This is a genomic window from Planococcus sp. APC 3906 (assembly GCF_030407685.1).
GTDB lineage: Bacteria > Bacillota > Bacilli > Bacillales_A > Planococcaceae > Planococcus > Planococcus koreensis.
The window spans coordinates 18676-39272 of sequence record NZ_JASDCW010000024.1 but is presented as its reverse complement, the minus strand read 5'-3'; the positions used below and the strand labels follow the sequence as shown (position 1 = coordinate 39272).

The following is a 20597-nucleotide window of genomic DNA, read 5'->3' as shown; positions in this document are numbered from 1 at the left end:
TTTCATATAGCCCGAAATATGAAAGCTGCATTTGCTGCACTTCCTTGAGGAAAATCGGTTCCATTTATTAGCTCAATAAACGAAAAAACCGGAGTGCGTATGCACTCCGGTTTTTTCAAGATACTCGCTGATCTTATTTTTTTAAGTGGCCTTGAATTTCTTTGACAAGCATTTCTGCGCCTTCAGGGCTCAAAATCAATTTCCCGCCTACAAGTTGCATGTTTTCATCTGACACTTCGCCAGTAACTGCGCAAGTCATATTCGGCAAATACTTTTTCAAGATAATTTTATCGTCATCTACATAAATCTCCAAAGCGTCTTTTTCAGCGATTCCTAGTGTGCGGCGCAACTCGATTGGAATGACCACTCGTCCTAGCTCGTCTACTTTACGTACAATACCTGTTGATTTCATATCATTCTCTCCCCTCAAATTTGTCGGATGTTTTCGCCAAAATTCGACAATTACCACTTCCTGTCATAAATCATACCAAGTAATGGCAATTGGGTCAATAAAAAACTATCGCTATCATAATAAATTTTACGAAAATGTGGCGCTAAATTGATAAAAAGACTTTTAATCTACTATTAATTTCCAAAATAATTATATTTGTTCTTAATTTAGTTAAAAATTAAATAATCTGAAATATGAGATATTGTCGAATTGAGAAAGTGGTATGAAATATTGTACAAAATTGGCTCTTTCGTTAAAATAAGAACTATACCAAAAAACTGGAGGAATTTTTCGTGACTGCTAAAAACAATACTTTTTATATAACGACCCCGATTTATTATCCAAGCGGAAAATTCCACATCGGTACGGCTTATACAACTGTCGCTTCTGATGCAATGGCTCGCTATAAACGCTTGAAAGGTTTCGATGTCCGGTTTCTGACAGGAATGGATGAACATGGACAGAAGATTGAGGAGAAGGCAAAAGAAGCCGGCAAAGCGCCTCAGGCTTTCGTGGATGAAATGGCAGAAGCTGCGAAAAAAGTATGGTCAGTCATGGACATCAGCTATGATGACTTTATCCGCACGACCGAAGAGCGCCATAAAAAGAGTGTCGAAAAAATCTTCCAGACGTTCTTGGACAACGGCGACATCTATAAAGGCGAATACGAAGGCTGGTATTGTACGCCGTGCGAGTCTTTCTATACAGAAGCCCAGCTCGTCGACGGCAATTGCCCGGACTGCGGCCGCCCGGTCCATAAAGTGAAAGAAGAATCGTATTTCTTCAATATGAAGAAGTATGCAGATCGTCTGCTGGATTATTACGAAAACCATGCGGAATTCATCGAGCCGGAATCGCGCAAAAATGAAATGATCAATAATTTCATCAAGCCGGGCCTTGAAGATCTATCGGTATCCCGCACGTCGTTCGACTGGGGCATCCCGGTTCCTGGAGATCCGAAGCACGTCATCTACGTATGGGTCGATGCATTGTCGAATTACATCACAGCACTCGGCTACGGTTCCGATGACGACACGCTGTTCAATCAATACTGGCCAGCAGATGTCCATGTGGTCGGCAAAGATATCGTTCGCTTCCATACGATTTATTGGCCGATTTTCTTGATGGCGCTCGATCTTCCGCTGCCGAAGAAAATTTTTGCGCACGGCTTTATTATGATGAAAGACGGCAAAATGTCGAAATCGAAAGGCAATGTTGTCTATCCGGAAATGCTCGTAGAGCGCTATGGCTTGGACGCAACGCGTTATTTCCTGCTGCGTGAACTGCCATTCGGTTCGGACGGGGTGTTCTCGCCGGAATCCTTTGTCGAACGCACAAACTACGATTTGGCGAATGATCTTGGAAACTTGTTGAACCGCACCGTGTCGATGATCAATAAATACTTCGATGGCGAAGTGCCGCAGATCAAAGGGAATGTCACTGAATTTGACGCAACGCTTCAGCAAGTGGCGAAGCGCACGGTCGGCGTCTACGAAGAACATATGGAGAAAATGCAATTCAGCATCGTGCTGAGCGAAGTATGGGCATTGATTTCGCGCACCAATAAATATATCGATGAAACGCAGCCATGGGTTTTGGCGAAAGATGAAAGCTTGAAAGCGGAATTGGCTTCTGCAATGGCCCATTTGGCGGAAAGCCTGCGCATGGCGGCCGTTATGCTGCAGCCGTTCCTGCCAAATGCACCGAAACAGATCATCGAGCAGCTTGGTTTGTCGGAAGACGCATTGGCTTGGGAAACATTGGGGCATTTCGGCTTTATCCCGGAAGGCATCAAAGTCGTTTCCAAAGGAACGCCGATCTTCCCGCGTCTTGAAGTAGAGCCGGAAGTGGCGTATATCCGCGACCAGATGCGCGGCGACACAGCGCCTGCCGAAGAAGAGCAAGCAGTGGAGGAACTGCCGGCGCAAGAGCCGGAAATCAGCATTGACGATTTCATGAAAGTGGATCTTCGTGCAGCAACGGTAACGGCTTGTGAAGCGGTGCCAAAAACGTCGAAATTGCTGAAATTGCAGCTCGATATGGGGTATGAACAGCGCCAAGTGGTGTCTGGCATTGCGGAACATTATAAGCCGGATGAGCTGGTCGGCAAAAAAGTGGTTGTGGTTGCCAATTTGAAGCCGGTGAAATTGCGCGGCGAATTGTCTCAGGGCATGATATTGGCAGGCGAAAAAGATGGCTTTTTGACGCTGGCGGCTGTGGATGAAAATCTACCAAACGGAGCAAAAATAAAATAACATGATATTGGGCGCTCTTCTTATTACTAGGAGAGTGCCATTTTTATTTGGATTTTATTAGGCTAAAATAAGCAAAATGATATATAAAAAACATGTTTTGTTATGCAACTGTAATATTGGTGTGAAGAAAGACACGTAAAAAACAATTAAAATAAGGTTTAATGTGAGGAGAATGCTTGATGTTCGTTGATACCCATGTACATTTGAACGCTGACCAATACGATGAAGATTTAAAAGAAGTCATTAACAGAGCTTTAGAAAGCAATGTTACAAAAATGATTGTGATTGGATTTGATCGCAAGACGATTGAACGTGCAATAGCGCTTGCTGAGCAATACGAATTTATATATGCAGTTGTCGGCTGGCATCCGGTTGACGCAATCGATTGCACCGAAGAAGATTTGCGCTGGATCGAAGAGCTGGCGGCACATGACAAGGTTGTCGGAATCGGAGAGACTGGCCTGGATTACCACTGGGACAAATCGCCGAAAGACATCCAGCAAGAAGTGTTCCGAAAGCAGATTCGCCTTGCGAAAAAAGTGAAGTTGCCGATTATCATACATAATCGTGAAGCTACGGAAGATGTACTGCGGATCTTGAAAGAAGAAGGCGCCGAAGAAGTTGGAGGCGTCATGCATTGTTTCGGCGGCAGCGTAGAAACTGCGCGCGAAAGCATTGCGATGAACTTTATGATCTCACTCGGAGGGCCGGTAACGTTCAAGAACGCTAAAAAGCCGAAAGAAGTGGCAGAAGCGATTTCGTTGGACCATCTGCTGATTGAAACAGATGCGCCTTATCTGGCTCCCCATCCATATCGCGGAAAACGCAATGAACCATCCTATGTCCCACTTGTCGCGGAAGAAATCGCTCGGCTGAAAGGCATTTCAATTGAAGAAGTAGCAGCCGCTACGACCAAAAATGCCGAACAGTTTTTCAAACTGGCGTAGAGAATCATCCAAGAAGTTCAGAATTGCTTGGATTTACGCCTGAATTCGGGTCTTTACAATCACTCAAGTGAAAGAGGAGGAGTTATTTTTGACGAAGTTATCAACTAATGGAAAGTCTGTAAATGCGTTAAAAGGCAAATCAATCGTTGTTGCCATCGCCACAGTTTTGATGTTTGCAGCTGTTTTGACGTTCGCGATTTATGAAGGAACGAAAAACACGGTATCCATCACGGCTAATGGTGAAACAACAGAAGTGAAAACCCACGCAGAAACAGTAGGGGCTTTCCTGAAAGAGCAGGAAATCAACGTTTCCGAACATGATTATTTAAGCCATACTGCCGATACGGCAATTGAGAAAGATATCGCGCTCGAATTTGAGCAGGCAAAAGAATACACAGTGAATGTCGATGGCAAAAAAGCTGCGGCATGGACAACAAACAATACCGTGAGAGAGATCTTGAACAAAGCGGCTATTGAAATTACTGAACATGATAAAGTGTCGCCTGGATTAGATGAAGAAATAGATGCGGATACAGCTGTTTCTGTAGAAAAAGCTTACGAGGTTACAGTCCTTGATGGTTTGGAAGAGAAAAAAGTATGGTCCACTTCGACTACGGTCGCTGACTTTTTAAAGCAGAACAAGATTTCTTTAAGCGAACTTGACCGGGTTGAAAACGGAATGGATGAAATGGTCCTTCCGAATTCAGAAGTTAAAGTAGTTCGTGTAGAAAAGGTCACCGATGTAGTTGAGGATTCTGTAAAATTTGCTGTTGAAACGAAGAAAGATTCTTCTATTCTTAAAGGCAAAGAAAAAGTCGTCCAAAAAGGCCAAAATGGCGTTGTTTCGAAAACGTATGAAGTGATTAAAGAAAATGGCAAAGAAGTAAAGCGTGAACTTAAAGATAAAAAAGTAGTAAAAGAACCGAAAAAACAGCTGACGGCTGTCGGCACTAAAGTTATCGTTGCTAGCGTATCGCGTGGAGCGCGCACGAAAGCGGCGGCGCCAGCGCCAAAAGCCACGGCTCCAAAAGTAGCAGCACCAAAAGCGCCAGCGCCAAAAGCTACGGCACCAAAAACTGCTGCTCCGAAAGCAGCTGAACCGAAAACCGCTTCAGTAGCCGCTACAGCACCTGCTGAGCCGGCTGGCAGAACTTTGATCGTCTCTGCAACAGCTTATACAGCTAGTTGCACGGGATGCTCTGGGATAACTGCTACAGGCATCAACTTGAAAGCGAACCCTGGATTGAAAGTCATTGCTGTAGACCCGAACGTCATTCCGTTAGGCTCTAAAGTGTATGTGGAAGGCTATGGCTATGCTGTTGCTGGAGACACAGGCGGCGCAATCAAAGGAAATAAAATCGATTTGTTCATGGCGAAGCAATCTTCTGCCATCGCATTCGGACGCCAACAAGTAAAAGTAACGGTCTTAAATTAATTCAAAAACACCAAAGGCTTTCCCGGGTGCTCCCTGGGAAAGCCTTTTACATGTTTAGCAGCGCAGGTGTAAAATAGAAGGAAACTTCAACGGATAGCCTCTTGCCGGTAAATCGAGGGTGGCGAAATACGATGCTTGAAATGAGGAAAATAGATGAAGATCAAAGAAATAATCGTGGTGGAAGGCAAAGATGATACAGTTGCCGTCAAAAGAGCGGTGCATGCTGACACCATTGAAACGAACGGTTCGGCCATTTCGAAATCGACGCTTGAACAAATTGCGCATGCCCAGAAAAAACGGGGAGTCATTGTTTTTACCGATCCGGATTATCCGGGCCGGCGGATCCGTGCTATTATTGAAGAACATGTGCCGGCGGTCAAGCATGCTTTTTTAGCGAAAGAAAAGACCATTGCGAAAAATGGCAAAGGCCTCGGCATCGAGCATGCAGCGGATGAAGACATCCGTGAAGCCTTGTCAGCGGTCTACACCACGATCCAGAATGGCGAAGCGCCGGAAATCACCATGGAAGATTTGATTGAAGCGGCGCTGGTTGCGCACCCGCGCGCTAAAATGCGGCGAACACGGCTCGGGGAGATGCTGCAGATTGGCTATACCAATGGCAAGCAGCTGCAGAAACGGCTCCACATGTTCGGCATCACGAAACAGCAATTCATCGAAGCGGTCATCGCTTTAAACCAGGAGGAACACGAATGAACAAAGATATAGCAACACCGATCCGCACTCAGCAAATAATGGACAAGCATGGCTTGACTGTCAAAAAGAGCCTGGGGCAGAATTTCTTGATCGATCCCAATATCCTGCGCAAAATTGTCGGCAAAGCGGAGCTGACGAAAGAATCGGCAGCCATTGAAATCGGTCCGGGCATCGGCGCGCTGACGGAACATTTAGCGCGTGCCGCAGGCAAAGTCCTGGCGTTTGAAATCGATCAGCGGCTCCTGCCGGTGCTTGAAGATACACTGTCGCCTTACGACAACATCTCCATCATCCATTCCGACATCCTTAAAGCCGATGTGGAAGCAGCCATAGAGAAAGAGCTGGCGGGCTATAAAGACATCGTGGTGGTAGCCAATCTGCCGTATTACGTGACGACGCCGATCATCATGAAATTACTGCTGGAAAAATTGCCGATCCGCGGCTTGGTGGTCATGCTGCAAAAAGAAGTCGCTGAACGCATAACAGCGAAGCCGGGAACAAAAGCGTATGGCTCGCTGTCGATCGCTATCCAATACTATACGGATGCGGAAATGGCGCTGACGGTACCGAAAACGGTATTCATGCCGCAGCCGAATGTGGACTCTGCGGTTATCCGCATGATGAAGCTCCCTGAGCCCCGCGTGAAAGTCATTGATGAGGATTTCTTTTTCACGGTTACGCGTGGATCATTCGTCCAGCGCCGCAAAACCATTTTAAACAATCTCCAAAGCGCGATGCCTAATGGCAAAGAGAAGAAAGAGCTGGTTTTAAAAGCATTGGAAGAGGCGGGAATCGAGCCTTCACGCCGCGGCGAGACCTTGTCGATTGCAGAATTTGGGCTGTTGGCGGATAAATTGTATCCTTATTTCGCACAATAAGGGAGATTCTGTTACAAAAATGGCACATATAACCCGCTTTTAGAGATATTTCGGATAAAAAAATATTGACATTATCAGTAGAACGCTGATAAAATTAGAAATTTGCTTGACTAAAGGGTCAAATTCTGTTAAACTTTGTCTATAGTGAGGTGTAGACAAATGCCCAAAACTTTGGCGGATATTAAAAAATCGTTGGACCTGCATTTAGGGAAACGATTGCTTTTAAAGGCAAACGGAGGACGCAAGAAAACGGTCGAACGCGCCGGAATTCTGCGCGAAACGTACCACTCCGTGTTCGTAATTGAGCTTGATCAAGATGAGCATGCATTTGAACGCGTATCTTACAGCTACGCAGACATCTTAACAGAAGCAGTGGAAATCACTGTGTATGAAGGAACAGAAGACGCACTCGTTGTTAAATAATGAACTATATCCATAATTTTCGTTGAAAAACACACCGCCTGTTGCACACAACAGGCGGTGTGTTTTTTTGTTTATTTGCCTTAGCACGCCCGAACTGTGCCGCGTGTGTTAAAATAGTTTTCATTAGACTATAAAAGGAGGCAGTGGGATGCTCTACGTAAAGGCACCTGCCAAAATCAACTTAACCTTGGACGTTTTATACAAGCGGCCAGACAATTACCACGAAATCGAAATGATCATGACCACCGTCGACTTGGCTGACCGGATCGGTTTGAAAGCGACAGAAAGCGGCATACATATTGAATCAGCCGACCGTTTCGTGCCGAACGATTCGCGCAATCTAGCGTATCAGGCGGCGCAATTATTGAAAGATACATTCAACATCAAATCGGGCGTCATCATTTCGCTCGATAAACAGATCCCGGTAGCTGCAGGGCTTGCGGGCGGCAGCAGCGACGCCGCGGCGACATTGAAAGGCCTGAACCAATTGTGGCAGCTGAACTTGTCGCTGGACGAACTGGCGGAACTCGGTGCTAAAATCGGATCGGATGTATCGTTCTGCGTTTATGGCGGGACCGCACTGGCAAAAGGCCGCGGAGAAATCATCGAACATCTTCCTGCTCCGCCGCATTGCTGGGTCGTCTTGGCAAAGCCGACGATCGGCGTTTCCACAGCGGACGTCTACGGTGCGTTCAACCCTGCTAATGCAGAGCATCCAGACACAGGCAAAATGATCGAAGCGCTGGAACAAGGCGATTACCAAGGCATGTGCGATCATTTGGGCAATGCGCTCGAAAGCGTAACCCTGGAAATGCATCCGGAAGTGGCGCAAATCAAAGAACAGATGAAAAAATTCGGTGCAGACGCGGTATTGATGAGCGGCAGCGGCCCGACCGTCTTCGGACTGGTTCAGCAGGAAGCGCGGATTCCCCGCATCTATAACGGGCTTCGCGGCTTTTGCGGCGAAGTCTATGTGGTTCGCTTGATCGGCGAACGGGAGACACTTGCCTAAAGACGTACATTTATGGTAAGTTTTCTATAAATTATTCGTGTTTAGGAGAGTGCAAAATGAAGTGGAAGCGCAGTGAACGGTTAGTTGATATGACACATTACCTTTTGGACCATCCGCACAAGCTCATCCCGCTGACTTATTTTTCAGACCTCTACGATTCCGCCAAATCCTCGATCAGCGAGGACTTGGGAATCATCAAAGAGACGTTTGAAGAACGCGGAATCGGCTTGTTGATGACAGTGCCGGGAGCGGCGGGAGGCGTCAAATACGTCCCGAAGCTTCATGCAGACGAGATCAAAGGCATCATGGCCGAATTGATAGAAGAACTTGGGCATTCCGATCGGCTGCTGCCAGGCGGCTATCTTTACATGACAGACGTTTTGGGCAATCCGGGCATCATGAACCGGGTGGGCAAAGTGTTCGCTACGGCTTTTGCGAATGAGAAAATCGATGTCATCATGACAGTGGCGACAAAAGGCATCCCGATTGCACACGCGATTGCCCGCCATTTGAATGTGCCGGTCGTTATCGTCCGCAGAGACAGCAAGGTGACAGAAGGATCAACCGTCAGCATCAACTACGTGTCAGGCTCTTCCCGCCGCATCCAGACCATGGTGCTGTCCAAACGCAGTATGAAAAGCGGCCAGCGCGTGCTGATCACCGACGATTTCATGAAAGTCGGCGGAACGATGAACGGCATGAAAAACCTGCTGGAAGAATTCGATTGCACGCTGGCTGGCGTAGCCGTGCTCGTTGAGGCGCAGCATTCAGATGAACAACTTGTAGAGAAATACCTGTCGCTCGTCAAATTGCACGAAGTAAGCGAAAAAGAACGGACCATCGCATTGGAAGAAGGAAATTATTTTACTAATGGAGGTTTTTGATATGAAATTTGTAGCAACGGACAAAGCAGCAGCAGCCATCGGACCTTATTCGCAAGGTGTCATTGCAGGAAATATGTTTTACAGCTCAGGCCAGATCCCATTGACGCCGGAAGGCAGCATGGTCGAAGGCGCAATCGCCGAACAAGCGCATCAAGTGTTTGCCAATCTGCAGGCGGTTTTGGCGGAAGCAGGTTCTTCGCTCGGGCAAGTCGTAAAAACGACGGTTTTCATCAAAGACATGAACGATTTTGCTGAATTGAACGAAGTGTATGCTTCTTATTTCGGCAGCCACAAGCCGGCGCGCTCCACGGTAGAAGTAGCGCGCTTGCCGAAAGACGCAAAAGTTGAAATCGAAGTCATCGCATTAATCGCGAAGTAAATCCAATAAAGTAAACGAAGCTGCCGAGAAAACTCTCGGCAGCTTTTTTCGTTCTTTTATAGTGAATAAGTTGATGTTTACATCCAACTCCAGATGCTCTATTCCAATTAATTAAGTTTTCTAATAAATTATGTAATTTTTAAAGGAGTTTAGTCCTTGGAAGCGAATTAGTAAATTAGCAATAAAAAAGGCATTAAAAAGCATCTTAGAAGAAAGGTGGTGAGAAAATGGAAGTAACTGATGTAAGGCTCCGCCGGGTCCAAACCGACGGCCGCATGCGGGCAATCGCTTCCATCACGCTGGACAACGAGTTCGTCGTGCATGATATCCGGGTGATTGACGGCAACGAAGGGCTGTTTGTCGCAATGCCGAGCAAACGCACGCCGGATGGAGAATTCCGGGACATTGCGCATCCGATCAATTCGGGTACCCGCAATAAATTGCAGGAAGCGATTTTAGCTGCATATGAACAAAGTGAAAATGAGCCGGTTTTTGAAGAAGCTGGCGTATAAATGTGAAACCTCAAGAGCCTTCTGTCATTAGAATGGGCTCTTTTTTTATTGGGAAGCTTTTTGTCATGGGATTGTCATGCTCTGAAACCTTGAAAAATCAAGGTTTTTCCGCTATAGTCAAGAAGGAAATAGTGACAAGATCTACTATAGAGAGAAAATAGATATTACATTTTACTTTAGGAGGAGCACCCAGATGACCAGTACATATGCAGTGATTTTAGCAGCGGGGCAAGGAACGCGCATGAAGTCGAAGCTTTATAAAGTGCTTCACCCAGTCTGCGGCATGCCAATGGTTGAGCATGTGGCGAACAACGTCAGCCGCTTGGGCGTAGAAAAAATCGTGACGATCGTCGGCCACGGCGCGGAAAAAGTGCAAGAACAGCTTGGCGCGAAAAGTGAATACGCGCTTCAGGAAGAACAGCTAGGAACGGCTCATGCCGTACAGCAAGCTGCTTCATTGATCGAAGGGCTGCCAGGAACGACATTGGTCGTTTGTGGAGACACGCCGTTGATCCGCACCGAAACGATGGAAGCTTTGCTTGCTCACCATAAAGAACAAGGCGCAAAAGCGACAATCTTGACAGCGATTGCAGACAATCCATCAGGCTATGGCCGCATTATCCGCGGCGAAGCAGGCGAAGTTGCGAAAATCGTTGAGCAAAAAGACGCTTCCGCGGAAGAGCAGCAAGTGAAAGAAATCAATACTGGTACGTATTGCTTCGATAACGAAGCGCTGTTTGAAGCGTTGAAATTGGTATCGAATAACAATGCGCAAGGTGAATATTATCTGCCGGACGTTATTGAAATCCTTCAAAAACAAGGTGAAGTGGTTGCTGCTTATGCAACAGACAGCTTCGATGAAACACTTGGCGTCAATGACCGCGTCGCGTTGAGCGAAGCGGAACGTTTCATGCGTGCACGCATCAATGAAAAGCATATGAGAAACGGCGTGTCGATCATCGACCCTGCAACTGCATATATCGGCGCTGAAGTGGAGATCGGGCGCGACACCGTGCTCCAGCCGAACGTCATCCTTGAAGGCCATACAGTGATCGGGGAAGATTGCTTTATTTCTTCGGGGACAACGATTTCCAATAGCACTGTCGGCGACCGTACAAGCATCCGCTCATCGCATGTTTATGACAGCTCGATTGGCCAAGACGCGGCAGTCGGTCCATTTGCGCATCTGCGCCCGGAATCGGAACTCGGCAACGAAGTGAAAATCGGCAATTTCGTCGAAGTGAAGAAAGCGACACTCGGCAACAACAGCAAAGTCTCTCATTTAAGCTATATCGGAGACGCAAAAGTCGGAACCAACGTCAATATCGGCTGCGGCACCATTACAGTCAATTACGACGGCCAAAATAAATTCCTTACTACGATTGAAGATGACTCGTTTATCGGCTGCAACTCGAACCTGATTGCGCCTGTAACAGTAGGCAAAGGCTCTTATGTCGCAGCGGGCTCCACGATTTCCAAAGATGTGCCAAGCGAAGCGCTTGCCATCGCACGTGCCCGCCAGGAAAACAAAGAAGGCTATGTAAACAAACTACACCTAAAAAAATAGGAGGCTACACACAAGATGAGTTATCAAATTGATCCAGCAACTACAAAAATGAAAATTTTTGCTTTGAATTCCAACCAGGAACTAGCGGAGGAGATTGCGAAAGAAGTCGGCTTGCCGCTTGGAAAAAGCTCGGTAACCCATTTCAGCGACGGCGAAATCCAGATCAATATCGAGGAAAGCATCCGTGGCTATGACGTCTTTATCGTCCAATCGACTTCACAGCCGGTCAATGAAAACTTGATGGAGCTTTTGATCATGATCGATGCGGTAAAACGTGCTTCTGCGCGGACTGTCAACGTGGTTATGCCTTATTACGGTTATGCACGCCAAGACCGCAAAGCGCGTTCACGCGAACCGATCACGGCTAAACTCGTGGCAAACCTGTTGGAAACTGCTGGCGCTACACGCGTCATTGCACTGGATCTCCATGCACCTCAAATTCAAGGGTTCTTTGATATCTTGATCGACCATTTGTTAGCTGTTCCTCTTATTTCGGATTACTTCCTGAAAGAAAGCGGCATCGACTTGGCCAATGTCATTGTCGTATCGCCGGATCACGGCGGAGTGACGCGCGCCCGCAAAATGGCAGACCGCCTGAAAGCGCCAATCGCCATCATCGACAAACGGCGCCCGCGCCCGAATGTAGCTGAAGTCATGAACATCGTCGGGAATGTGGAAGGCAAGACCGCCATCATCATCGACGACATCATCGATACAGCTGGAACGATTTCAATCGCGGCCAGCGCATTGATCGAAAGCGGAGCGAAAGAAGTCTACGCTTGCTGTACGCATCCGGTCCTTTCAGGTCCAGCGGTTCAGCGCATAAACGATTCTGTCATCAAAGAATTGATTGTGACGAACTCGATTGCGCTTCCAGAAGAAAAACGTTCGCCAAAAATCAAGCAGCTTTCAGTTGCGAAATTATTGGCTGAAACAATTGTCCGTGTACACGAACAAAAGTCCGTCAGCACACTTTTCGATTGATTTCTGTCCTTTAGCTGGATCTTCCGGGGTTTCATTTTGTGCCTGGATGGGTATGCACTATATATGACTAATCAGTGGTATACTGAACACGCACAATATAACTGGAGGATGAGAACATATGGGTACAAAATTATCAGCACAACAAAGAGAAAGCAAAACACCGAATTCATCATTAACTGAACTTCGCGGTAAAGGCAGTGTGCCGGGCGTAGTATACGGATATCAGACTGAAACACTTTCAGTTTCTGTAACTGAAGCCGATTTGATCAAAACATTGCGTGAATCAGGGCGTAACGGCGTTATCAACTTGGATGTTGATGGAAAAACCTTGAATGTCGTATTAAGCGATTTCCAACGCGATGCTTTGAAAGGCAGCTTCAAGCACGTTGACTTTTTAGCAGTTAACATGAGCGAAGAGCTTGAAGTAGCAGTAGCAGTCCACACGACTGGCGAAGCAGCCGGCGAAAAAGAAGGCGGCGTTGTGAACCAGCCGAACCGTGAAGTGAATGTAAAAGTGAAACCTTCGGATATTCCAGATTCACTTGATGTCGATGTATCGGCACTTGAAATCGGAGATCACTTATCTGTCGGCGACATCCGCGACACAGTATCTTATGAAATCTTAGATGAAGACGACTTCCTATTGGTTTCTGTTACAGCACCGACTGTAGAAGAAGAGCCTGAAGAAACGGAAGAAGGCGCTGAAGGCGAAGCTGAAACTGAAGCAGCTGAAGGCGAAACTTCTGAAGAATCTAAAGAAGCGTAAGCAAATCTGCATCATTGAAAACAAGGGGCTGTCATCTGACAGCCCCTATTTTTCTGCTTTAAAGCGCCTTTATGGTAAAATGGTAGACAGCGAAAAAGCAAAGGAAGATTAATGATGAAATTAATTATCGGCTTAGGCAATCCAGGCAAGGCATATGAACAGACGCGGCACAACATCGGGTTCAAAGTAATCGATTACTTGGCGATGAAATGGAACGCCCCATTGACACAGTCGAAATTCAAGGGCATGTATTCCGTCATTCACCGGCCTGAAGGCAAAGTCATGCTGTTAAAGCCGTTGACGTTCATGAACCTGTCCGGCGAAAGCGTCAATGCGTTGATGGATTATTACAATATTGCCATAGAAGACATTGTCGTCATTTACGACGATCTCGATTTGCCGACGGGGCAATTGCGGCTGCGCCAAAAAGGCAGCGCCGGTGGCCACAATGGCATCAAGTCGCTGATCCAGCATCTCGGATCGCAGCAATTCAACCGGATGCGCATCGGCATCAGCCGTCCGCCAGCCGGCATGAAAGTGCCCGATTACGTGTTATCGCGTTTTTCTGACGCCGAAATCCCCGAGATGGCGCAGGCCGTGGAAAAAAGTGCGGACGCTTGCGAATTATGGCTGTCCAAACCTTATATAGAAGTCATGAACCAGTTTAACGGCTCGTAAAATTGCTTTGGCGCAAAATGCGTACAGAGCTTTTTGCTGTTTGCCGATCAATTGCATCTTGAAAGGAGGAATCTTCATGGATCCAATATTGCAGGTGTTTTCAGAGGATTCTCATACACAGAAATTCATTGCGGATTTACAGAATGGCCAAGACCATCAGCTTATTTCCGGACTTTCCGGCAGCGCACGCCCGGTATTTTACCAAACAGTCTGGGCGAAAACACAAGCGCCGCTGCTGATCGTTACTCCGAACTTGCTGCATGCGCAGCGCGTCTATGACGATTTGACGAAATTGATGGGCGAAGACATGGTGCATCTTTATCCGGCAGATGAACTGATTGCAGCAGATGTATCATTTTCAGGTCCGGAATTGCGCGCCCACCGCATTGATACGCTTGACCACATGGCGAGCAACGGCCAAGGCATTTACATCACCCCGGTAGCGGGCATGCGCAAATTGATGCCGTCCCATGCACAATGGGCGGATTCCACATTGCGCGTCAATGAGGGCGAAGAGCTTGATACCGGGCAGTGGATGCTTAAACTGGTGGCGATGGGCTACTCGCGCACGCCGATGGTGACGACACCTGGAGAGTTTGCGCTGCGCGGCGGAATCCTCGATATCTATCCGTTGAATTTCGAACACCCTGTACGCATTGAATTGTTCGACACGGAAGTCGATTCGATTCGCTTGTTCTCAGCTGAAGACCAGCGTTCGCTCAAAAAGGTCAAGTCGCTGTGCATCCTGCCGGCTTCTGAACTGGTCTTATCGAAGCCGCAGCGTTTGCAGCTTGCCGACGAGATTGAAGCGCAGCTCGCGAAATCGCTGAAATCAATCAAAGCCGAAGATACGAAAGAAGCGTTGCTGCTGCATATCCAGCATGATATCGACATGCTGCGGGAAGGCAATGTGCCCGATCAGGTAGCGAAATATGCGGCATTGGTGGAAACGCAATCTTCCTTTTTGGCGGATTATTTCCCCGCAGACGGCTTTATCTTTTTTGATGAGCTCGGGCGCATCCAGGAAATGACCGAAACGCTGGAACGTGAAGAAGGGGACTGGATTGTGTCGCTGCTGGAAGAAGGGAAATTCCTGCATGACCTGCGGCTGTCTTACACGTTCCGGGAAGTGTTGCAAAAAACCAAGCAAAAAGTGACGTTCCTGTCGCTGTTTGTCCGGACATTTCCATCCGTTCAAGTCAAAAAGTCGATCGCCTTTTCGTGCAAACCGATGCAGTCATTCCATGGCCAGATGAATTTATTGAAAGCGGAAATGGAACGCTGGCAGCTCGCGAAATTCCAGGCCTTCGTCATTGCAGAAGGCAATGAACGCTTGGAAAAAGTACGGTCGGTGCTCGAAGATTACGGCATGGAGGCGGAAATATTCAATCCGCAGACAGAAGTGCAAGGCGGCCATATCTATTTGGTCGATGGTGATTTATCGTCTGGTTTTGAAATGCCGCTGCAGCGGATTGCGGTCATTACAGACGCAGAGATGTTCAAGCAGCAGGCGAAGAAAAAAAGCCGCCCGCAAAAGCTGACGAATGCCGAGCGCATTAAAAGCTATTCGGAAATAAAACCCGGAGATTATATTGTCCATGTCCATCACGGCATCGGACGCTATGTCGGCATCGAGACGCTGGAAATCGGCGGCATCCACAAAGATTACCTGCACATCATTTACAAAGCCGATGATAAATTATTCGTTCCCGTCGACCAAATCGACCTGATCCAGAAATACATCGCTTCGGAAGAAAAAGAGCCGAAGCTCCATAAGATGGGCGGGGCGGAATGGCAGAAGACGCGCAGGAAAGTATCGGCTGCCGTCCAGGACATGGCGGACGACCTCATCAAATTGTACGCAGAACGCGAAGCCCAGAAAGGCTATGCATTTTCCAAAGAGCAGGACATGCAGCGCCAATTCGAGGCGGAATTCCCTTATGAGGAAACCGTCGACCAGGAGCGTTCGATCAATGAAGTGAAGCGCGACATGGAAAACGAGCGGCCGATGGACCGCCTTGTATGCGGCGATGTCGGCTATGGCAAGACCGAAGTGGCCATCCGCGCGGCGTTCAAAGCCGTGCTGGACGGCAAACAGGTGGCATTCCTCGTGCCGACGACGATTTTGGCGCAGCAGCATTTCGAAACGATGGCTGAACGCTTCAAGGATTATCCGATCACCGTCGGCCTCATGAGCCGCTTCCGTTCGAAAAAGCAGCAGACTGAGACAGCGAAAGGCTTGAAGAACGGCACGGTCGATGTCGTAGTCGGCACGCACCGAATTTTGTCGAAAGACATCGCCTATAAAGATTTAGGGCTGTTGATCGTTGATGAAGAGCAGCGCTTTGGCGTTACGCATAAAGAAAAGATTAAACAAATGAAAACCAATGTCGACGTCTTGACGCTGACGGCTACACCGATTCCACGTACGCTTCACATGTCGATGATCGGCGTCCGTGATTTATCGGTCATTGAAACGCCGCCGGCCAACCGTTTCCCTGTGCAGAGTTATGTCATGGAGCATAACGGCGCATTGGTGCGCGAAGCCATTGAACGCGAAATGGCGCGCGGCGGGCAAGTGTTCTATCTGTACAACCGTGTTGACGACATGACCCGCAAGGTGGAAGAAATCCAGGCGCTCGTGCCGGAAGCGCGTGTTGGTTATGCCCACGGGCAAATGTCGGAATCGGAATTGGAATCGACGATTCTCAGTTTCCTGGACGGCGAATACGACGTCTTGGTGACGACAACGATCATCGAGACGGGCATCGACATTCCGAACGTCAATACGCTCATCGTCTACAACGCCGACCGTATGGGCTTGTCGCAATTGTATCAATTGCGTGGCCGCGTCGGCCGGTCGAACCGTGTCGCGTATGCGTATTTCATGTACCAGCGCGATAAAGTGCTGACGGATGTCGCTGAAAAAAGGCTGATGGCGATCAAGGAGTTTACCGAACTCGGCTCCGGCTTTAAAATCGCCATGCGCGATTTGTCGATCCGCGGAGCGGGCAATCTGCTCGGTTCACAGCAGCACGGCTTTATCGATTCGGTCGGCTTTGATTTGTATTCACAAATGCTTGAGCAGGCGATTGAAGAGCGCCGCACGGGCAATAAGAAGGAAGTGGTGCCGGAAATCGAGATTTCGCTCGATATCGATGCTTATATTCCGGACAGCTATATCGGCGACGGCTACCAGAAAATCCAGATGTACAAGCGCGTCAAAGGCATTACCGATGTCGAGGAAGTGTCAGAGCTGCAGGATGAGCTCATCGACCGCTTCGGCGATATGCCGATTGAAACGGACCGCCTGCTGCGCATTGCCCGCATGAAAGTATGGGCGCGTATGGCAGGAGTCGAATCGATCAAGCGCAGCGGCTCGGTTACGGCGGTCAAACTGAGCGAACGCGGTACGACTTCGGTCAACGGCGGCAAATTGGTGGAACAATCCGCTGCATTCGGCCGCGCTGTCGGTTTCCGGATGGCCGGCCAGCAATTGGTGATGTCGATCGATGACACAAAAACCGGTAAAACACACCCATTCGACGTTCTTGAAGGCATGATCAAGCTGCTTCCGGAATCATTGAAGGAAGAAAAACCGGTCGGCTGATGCGGATGAATTTTAATGCGAAGGAATGGGTGGGGCCCGTTGAATAATGAAGGAACGATGAAAACATTCATGAAAGGCACTGTGCTGTTGACGTTGGCAGGCTTCATCGTCAAGTTGCTCAGCGCGGTTTACCGGGTGCCGTTTCAGAACATGGTCGGCGACCAAGGCTTCTACATCTACCAGCAAGTGTATCCGTTCATCGGAATTTTCGCGGCGTGGACGTCATACGGTTTTGCCGTTGCGGTGTCGAAAGTGCTGGCGGATGCGCCTGAAGCCGACCAAGGCGGGATTTTGCGTGTTGCCTTCAGCTTTATCACGGCGGTCTCGCTGTTGATATTCGGAGGATTGTATTTCGGCGCTGGCCGCTTGGCAGGCTGGATGGGCGATCCTTTACTGGCACCGCTGCTGGAAGCCGGCGCTTTCGCCGTGCTGCTGATGCCTGTGCTCGCCGTGCTGAAAGGGCTTTTCCAATCGCGCAATGACATGGCGCCGGTCGCCTATGCACAAGTAGCGGAACAGGCAGCCCGCGTCACCGTGATCCTGATTGGCACGTGGATCGTGGTGTCGAACGGCTTTTCATTGTATGCGGCCGGCCAGACAGCAATATTCGGAGCGGCAGCCGGCGCGTTGGCGGGCGCGTTTTTGCTGCTCGTCTTTTTCCGCAAACGCCAGCTGCGCTTTCCGCGTGTGTCTGCGTTGAAAAAATGGCCGGTCATCAAAGCGCTGATGGCCATATCGCTAGGTGTCAGCATGAGTTCGCTGATTTTATTGTTTTTTCAGCTGGCGGATTCGTTTACAATCTTCCGTTTGCTGACGGAAAACGGCATGGGGCGAATGGCGGCGATGGAGCAAAAAGGCGTGTACGACCGCGGCCAGCCGCTCGTCCAATTCGGCTTGCTGATTGCGTCGTCGCTGGCACTCGCTATCGTGCCCCTCGTCGCACATATGGCGAAAAAGCAAAGCGGCCGTTCGGCGGAAGTATACGCCCAGCTTGCTTTTCGCATTTCGTTTCTGTTCGCAGTCGCGTCAGCGGCAGGCTTGGCGTTTGTCATGCCTTATGTCAATGAAATGCTGTTCGAGACGCGTGACGGCTCAGCGGCATTGATCATTTTCAGCTGGCAAATCGTCTGGATGTCGCTCATTCTCGTCATGGCCGCCATGCTGCACGGACTCGGCAAAGTGAAAGTGCCGGCTTTGTTATTGGCTGGCGGACTGGCGGTGAAAGTGATTTTTAATGCGCTGCTGGTGCCGTTATGGGGAGTGGCTGGTGCCGCGCTTGCCGGCAATCTCGGCTTAGCGCTGATTGTGGCCGGGCTATTGCTGTATTTCAAACGGGTCTGGCCGATCCATTTTGCGCCAACCTGCTATTACGGCTGGATTCTCCTCGCTTCAGCGGCGATGGGAGTGGTTGTAACGGCTTGGGCGTTGTTTGCAGATATGGTGCTGTTTGACTCTTTTTCCAGCCGCATGCAGGCGCTTTCTACAGCATTGACAGCAGTGGCCCTTGGTGCAGCTGTATTTATGGCGCTAATTGCGAAAAGCCGCATCATTACGGAGAAGCAATGGTACATCATGCCATTCGGTCGGAAAATTGCCGGTCTTCAATTGTGGATCAGAAAACAGAAAAGGTGATGACATATGAATACCATACGCGTAATCGGCCTTGGCGCTGGAGATTTGGACCAGCTGCCGTTCGGCGTCTATAAAAGCTTGAAGCAGGCAACGGAATTATATGTGCGGACTGCGGACCATCCAGTTTTGAGCGAACTGGCGCAAGAAGGCATCAGCTGGACATCGTTTGACGCGGTCTACGAAAAGCACGATGCGTTTGAGCCGGTGTATCAGGAAATTGCCGATACGCTGATCGCGTTATCCGCGCAGCAGCCGGTCATGTATGCAGTGCCGGGCCACCCGCTCGTTGCGGAACAGACGGTGCAGCATTTGGTCGCTGCAGAAAAAGAAGGGCGCTGCCGCTTATCGATCGAAGGCGGGCAAAGTTTTCTCGACGCCATTTTCGGTGCCTTGCGCATAGATCCGATCGAAGGCTTTCAATTGCTGGATGGCACAGCGCTGCACAGCGATGACGTCAATATGGCGCAGCATGTGCTGATCGCACAAGTCTACGACTCCTTCAGCGCTTCAGAAGTGAAGCTCGCGTTGATGGAGAAATACCCGGAAGATTATCCGGTGACGATTGTTACGGCAGCGGGTTCAGCGGGAGAATTGCTGAAATCCGTGCCGCTTTATGAGCTTGACCGCTCAACGGAAGTGAATAATTTGACGACAATCTACGTGCCGCCGGTAGAAGCGCAGCTGGACCGCATCAAGGAATGGCAGACGTTCCGGGCGATCATCGCCACATTGCGCGGTCCCGATGGCTGTCCGTGGGACCGTGAGCAGACGCATGAGTCGCTGCGCCCGTATTTATTGGAAGAAGCGCACGAATTGCTGCAGGCGATCGACGAACAAGACGATGAAGCGATTGCCGAAGAACTCGGCGACGTGTTGCTGCAAGTCTTTCTGCATGCGCAAATCGGCCAGGACAATGGCTATTTCCAGCTGGAAGATGTCCTGGCGTCGATCAGCAGCAAAATGATCCGCCGCCACCCGCATGTTTTCGGTGACGTGAAAGTCGGCGGTGCAGAGGACGTCGTGGCGAACTGGGAAAGCATCAAAGCGCAGGAAAAGCCGGCGGCAGAATCGCTTCTCGACGGCCAGCAGCGCTTTAGTTCGGCATTGGAAACCTCGTACAACTACCAGAAAAAAGCGGCGGAAGCCGGCTTTACCTGGCCCGATGCAGACGGTGCATGGAATAAATTCCAGGAAGAATGGCAGGAATTCCAGCAGGAAGCGGCGAAAGGGACAAAAGAGCGCCAACTCGATGAATTCGGCGATTTGCTGTTTACATTGGTCAACATCGCGCGCTTTTACGGCTTGTCGCCGGAGCAGGCGATGATCCAAGCCAATAGCAAATTCCGCAAGCGCTTCGGGCACGTTGAAAAACGCGTCACAGAAGGGACTGGAAAATTCAGCGACTATACGCTTGAGCAGCTCGATCAATATTGGAACGAAGCCAAAGCATTGGCAAGAAAGGAAGACTGA

Annotated in this window: 18 protein-coding genes; 17 read left to right on the top strand and 1 reads right to left on the bottom strand. The window is 49.0% G+C overall.

Annotated features, from left to right (window positions below):
• Positions 1-133 precede the first annotated feature (133 nt).
• The gene (locus QMA09_RS13300) at positions 134-412 is read right to left on the bottom strand and encodes a transition state genes transcriptional regulator AbrB (RefSeq protein WP_135502400.1); all 279 of its coding nucleotides are present in this window, start codon (positions 410-412) and stop codon (positions 134-136) included.
• 332 nt (positions 413-744) lie between these two features.
• On the opposite strand from QMA09_RS13300, the gene metG reads away from it, so the two are divergent.
• The 17 genes from metG (at position 745) to yabN (ending at position 20597) form a co-directional block, all read left to right on the top strand.
• Positions 745-2706 (top strand): methionine--tRNA ligase, encoded by a 1962-nt coding sequence (metG, locus tag QMA09_RS13295; RefSeq protein WP_290213450.1) that lies wholly within the window; start codon positions 745-747, stop codon positions 2704-2706.
• Positions 2707-2885: 179 nt separating this feature from the next.
• The gene (locus tag QMA09_RS13290; RefSeq protein WP_290213449.1) at positions 2886-3653 is read left to right on the top strand and encodes a TatD family hydrolase; all 768 of its coding nucleotides are present in this window, start codon (positions 2886-2888) and stop codon (positions 3651-3653) included.
• 88 nt (positions 3654-3741) lie between these two features.
• Entirely contained in the window at positions 3742-5088 is a 1347-nt protein-coding gene (locus QMA09_RS13285; RefSeq protein WP_290213448.1) for a G5 and 3D domain-containing protein, read from the top strand.
• A gap of 153 nt (positions 5089-5241) precedes the next feature.
• On the top strand, positions 5242-5802 hold the full coding sequence (gene rnmV / locus QMA09_RS13280) for a ribonuclease M5 (RefSeq protein WP_290213447.1): 561 nt from the start codon (positions 5242-5244) through the stop codon (positions 5800-5802).
• The gene (gene rsmA / locus QMA09_RS13275) at positions 5799-6680 is read left to right on the top strand and encodes a 16S rRNA (adenine(1518)-N(6)/adenine(1519)-N(6))-dimethyltransferase RsmA (protein ID WP_135502408.1); all 882 of its coding nucleotides are present in this window, start codon (positions 5799-5801) and stop codon (positions 6678-6680) included. The genes rnmV and rsmA overlap by 4 nt, the downstream gene beginning before the upstream one ends.
• A 159-nt stretch (positions 6681-6839) precedes the next feature.
• Positions 6840-7103 carry a biofilm formation stimulator Veg gene (gene veg, locus QMA09_RS13270; RefSeq protein ID WP_071152415.1) on the top strand — a complete coding sequence of 88 codons (264 nt, stop codon included), beginning with the start codon at positions 6840-6842 and terminating at the stop codon, positions 7101-7103.
• Positions 7104-7251: 148 nt separating this feature from the next.
• Positions 7252-8115: a 4-(cytidine 5'-diphospho)-2-C-methyl-D-erythritol kinase gene (ispE, locus tag QMA09_RS13265; RefSeq protein WP_290213445.1), complete on the top strand. Its 864-nt coding sequence runs from the start codon at positions 7252-7254 to the stop codon at positions 8113-8115.
• 56 nt (positions 8116-8171) lie between these two features.
• Positions 8172-8999 (top strand): pur operon repressor, encoded by an 828-nt coding sequence (gene purR, locus QMA09_RS13260; protein ID WP_290213444.1) that lies wholly within the window; start codon positions 8172-8174, stop codon positions 8997-8999.
• Between the two features lies 1 nt (position 9000).
• Positions 9001-9378: a RidA family protein gene (locus tag QMA09_RS13255; protein WP_290213443.1), complete on the top strand. Its 378-nt coding sequence runs from the start codon at positions 9001-9003 to the stop codon at positions 9376-9378.
• A 227-nt stretch (positions 9379-9605) separates the two neighbouring features.
• Positions 9606-9890: a septation regulator SpoVG gene (gene spoVG, locus QMA09_RS13250; protein WP_135502416.1), complete on the top strand. Its 285-nt coding sequence runs from the start codon at positions 9606-9608 to the stop codon at positions 9888-9890.
• A 193-nt stretch (positions 9891-10083) separates the two neighbouring features.
• Positions 10084-11457, top strand: a complete 1374-nt coding sequence (gene glmU, locus QMA09_RS13245) for a bifunctional UDP-N-acetylglucosamine diphosphorylase/glucosamine-1-phosphate N-acetyltransferase GlmU (RefSeq protein WP_290213442.1) — start codon at positions 10084-10086, stop codon at positions 11455-11457.
• A 15-nt stretch (positions 11458-11472) separates the two neighbouring features.
• Positions 11473-12441: a ribose-phosphate diphosphokinase gene (locus QMA09_RS13240; protein WP_135502420.1), complete on the top strand. Its 969-nt coding sequence runs from the start codon at positions 11473-11475 to the stop codon at positions 12439-12441.
• A gap of 118 nt (positions 12442-12559) precedes the next feature.
• The gene (locus QMA09_RS13235) at positions 12560-13207 is read left to right on the top strand and encodes a 50S ribosomal protein L25/general stress protein Ctc (protein WP_290213441.1); all 648 of its coding nucleotides are present in this window, start codon (positions 12560-12562) and stop codon (positions 13205-13207) included.
• 114 nt (positions 13208-13321) lie between these two features.
• The gene (gene pth / locus QMA09_RS13230; RefSeq protein WP_290213458.1) at positions 13322-13885 is read left to right on the top strand and encodes an aminoacyl-tRNA hydrolase; all 564 of its coding nucleotides are present in this window, start codon (positions 13322-13324) and stop codon (positions 13883-13885) included.
• Between the two features lie 76 nt (positions 13886-13961).
• Positions 13962-17495, top strand: a complete 3534-nt coding sequence (gene mfd / locus QMA09_RS13225; protein ID WP_290213440.1) for a transcription-repair coupling factor — start codon at positions 13962-13964, stop codon at positions 17493-17495.
• A 39-nt stretch (positions 17496-17534) separates the two neighbouring features.
• On the top strand, positions 17535-19127 hold the full coding sequence (locus QMA09_RS13220; protein WP_290213439.1) for a putative polysaccharide biosynthesis protein: 1593 nt from the start codon (positions 17535-17537) through the stop codon (positions 19125-19127).
• A gap of 6 nt (positions 19128-19133) precedes the next feature.
• Positions 19134-20597, top strand: a complete 1464-nt coding sequence (gene yabN, locus QMA09_RS13215) for a bifunctional methyltransferase/pyrophosphohydrolase YabN (RefSeq protein ID WP_290213438.1) — start codon at positions 19134-19136, stop codon at positions 20595-20597.

Bases quoted from the DNA above. Each gene is read 5' to 3' on its own strand.
- QMA09_RS13300 (WP_135502400.1), bottom strand. From the start codon at position 412: ATGAAATCAACAGGTATTGTACGTAAAGTAGACGAGCTAGGACGAGTG.
- QMA09_RS13290 (WP_290213449.1), top strand. From the start codon at position 2,886: ATGTTCGTTGATACCCATGTACATTTGAACGCTGACCAATACGATGAA.
- rnmV (WP_290213447.1), top strand. From the start codon at position 5,242: ATGAAGATCAAAGAAATAATCGTGGTGGAAGGCAAAGATGATACAGTT.
- rsmA (WP_135502408.1), top strand. From the start codon at position 5,799: ATGAACAAAGATATAGCAACACCGATCCGCACTCAGCAAATAATGGAC.
- veg (WP_071152415.1), top strand. From the start codon at position 6,840: ATGCCCAAAACTTTGGCGGATATTAAAAAATCGTTGGACCTGCATTTA.
- ispE (WP_290213445.1), top strand. From the start codon at position 7,252: ATGCTCTACGTAAAGGCACCTGCCAAAATCAACTTAACCTTGGACGTT.
- purR (WP_290213444.1), top strand. From the start codon at position 8,172: ATGAAGTGGAAGCGCAGTGAACGGTTAGTTGATATGACACATTACCTT.
- QMA09_RS13255 (WP_290213443.1), top strand. From the start codon at position 9,001: ATGAAATTTGTAGCAACGGACAAAGCAGCAGCAGCCATCGGACCTTAT.
- spoVG (WP_135502416.1), top strand. From the start codon at position 9,606: ATGGAAGTAACTGATGTAAGGCTCCGCCGGGTCCAAACCGACGGCCGC.
- glmU (WP_290213442.1), top strand. From the start codon at position 10,084: ATGACCAGTACATATGCAGTGATTTTAGCAGCGGGGCAAGGAACGCGC.
- QMA09_RS13240 (WP_135502420.1), top strand. From the start codon at position 11,473: ATGAGTTATCAAATTGATCCAGCAACTACAAAAATGAAAATTTTTGCT.
- QMA09_RS13235 (WP_290213441.1), top strand. From the start codon at position 12,560: ATGGGTACAAAATTATCAGCACAACAAAGAGAAAGCAAAACACCGAAT.
- pth (WP_290213458.1), top strand. From the start codon at position 13,322: ATGAAATTAATTATCGGCTTAGGCAATCCAGGCAAGGCATATGAACAG.
- mfd (WP_290213440.1), top strand. From the start codon at position 13,962: ATGGATCCAATATTGCAGGTGTTTTCAGAGGATTCTCATACACAGAAA.
- yabN (WP_290213438.1), top strand. From the start codon at position 19,134: ATGAATACCATACGCGTAATCGGCCTTGGCGCTGGAGATTTGGACCAG.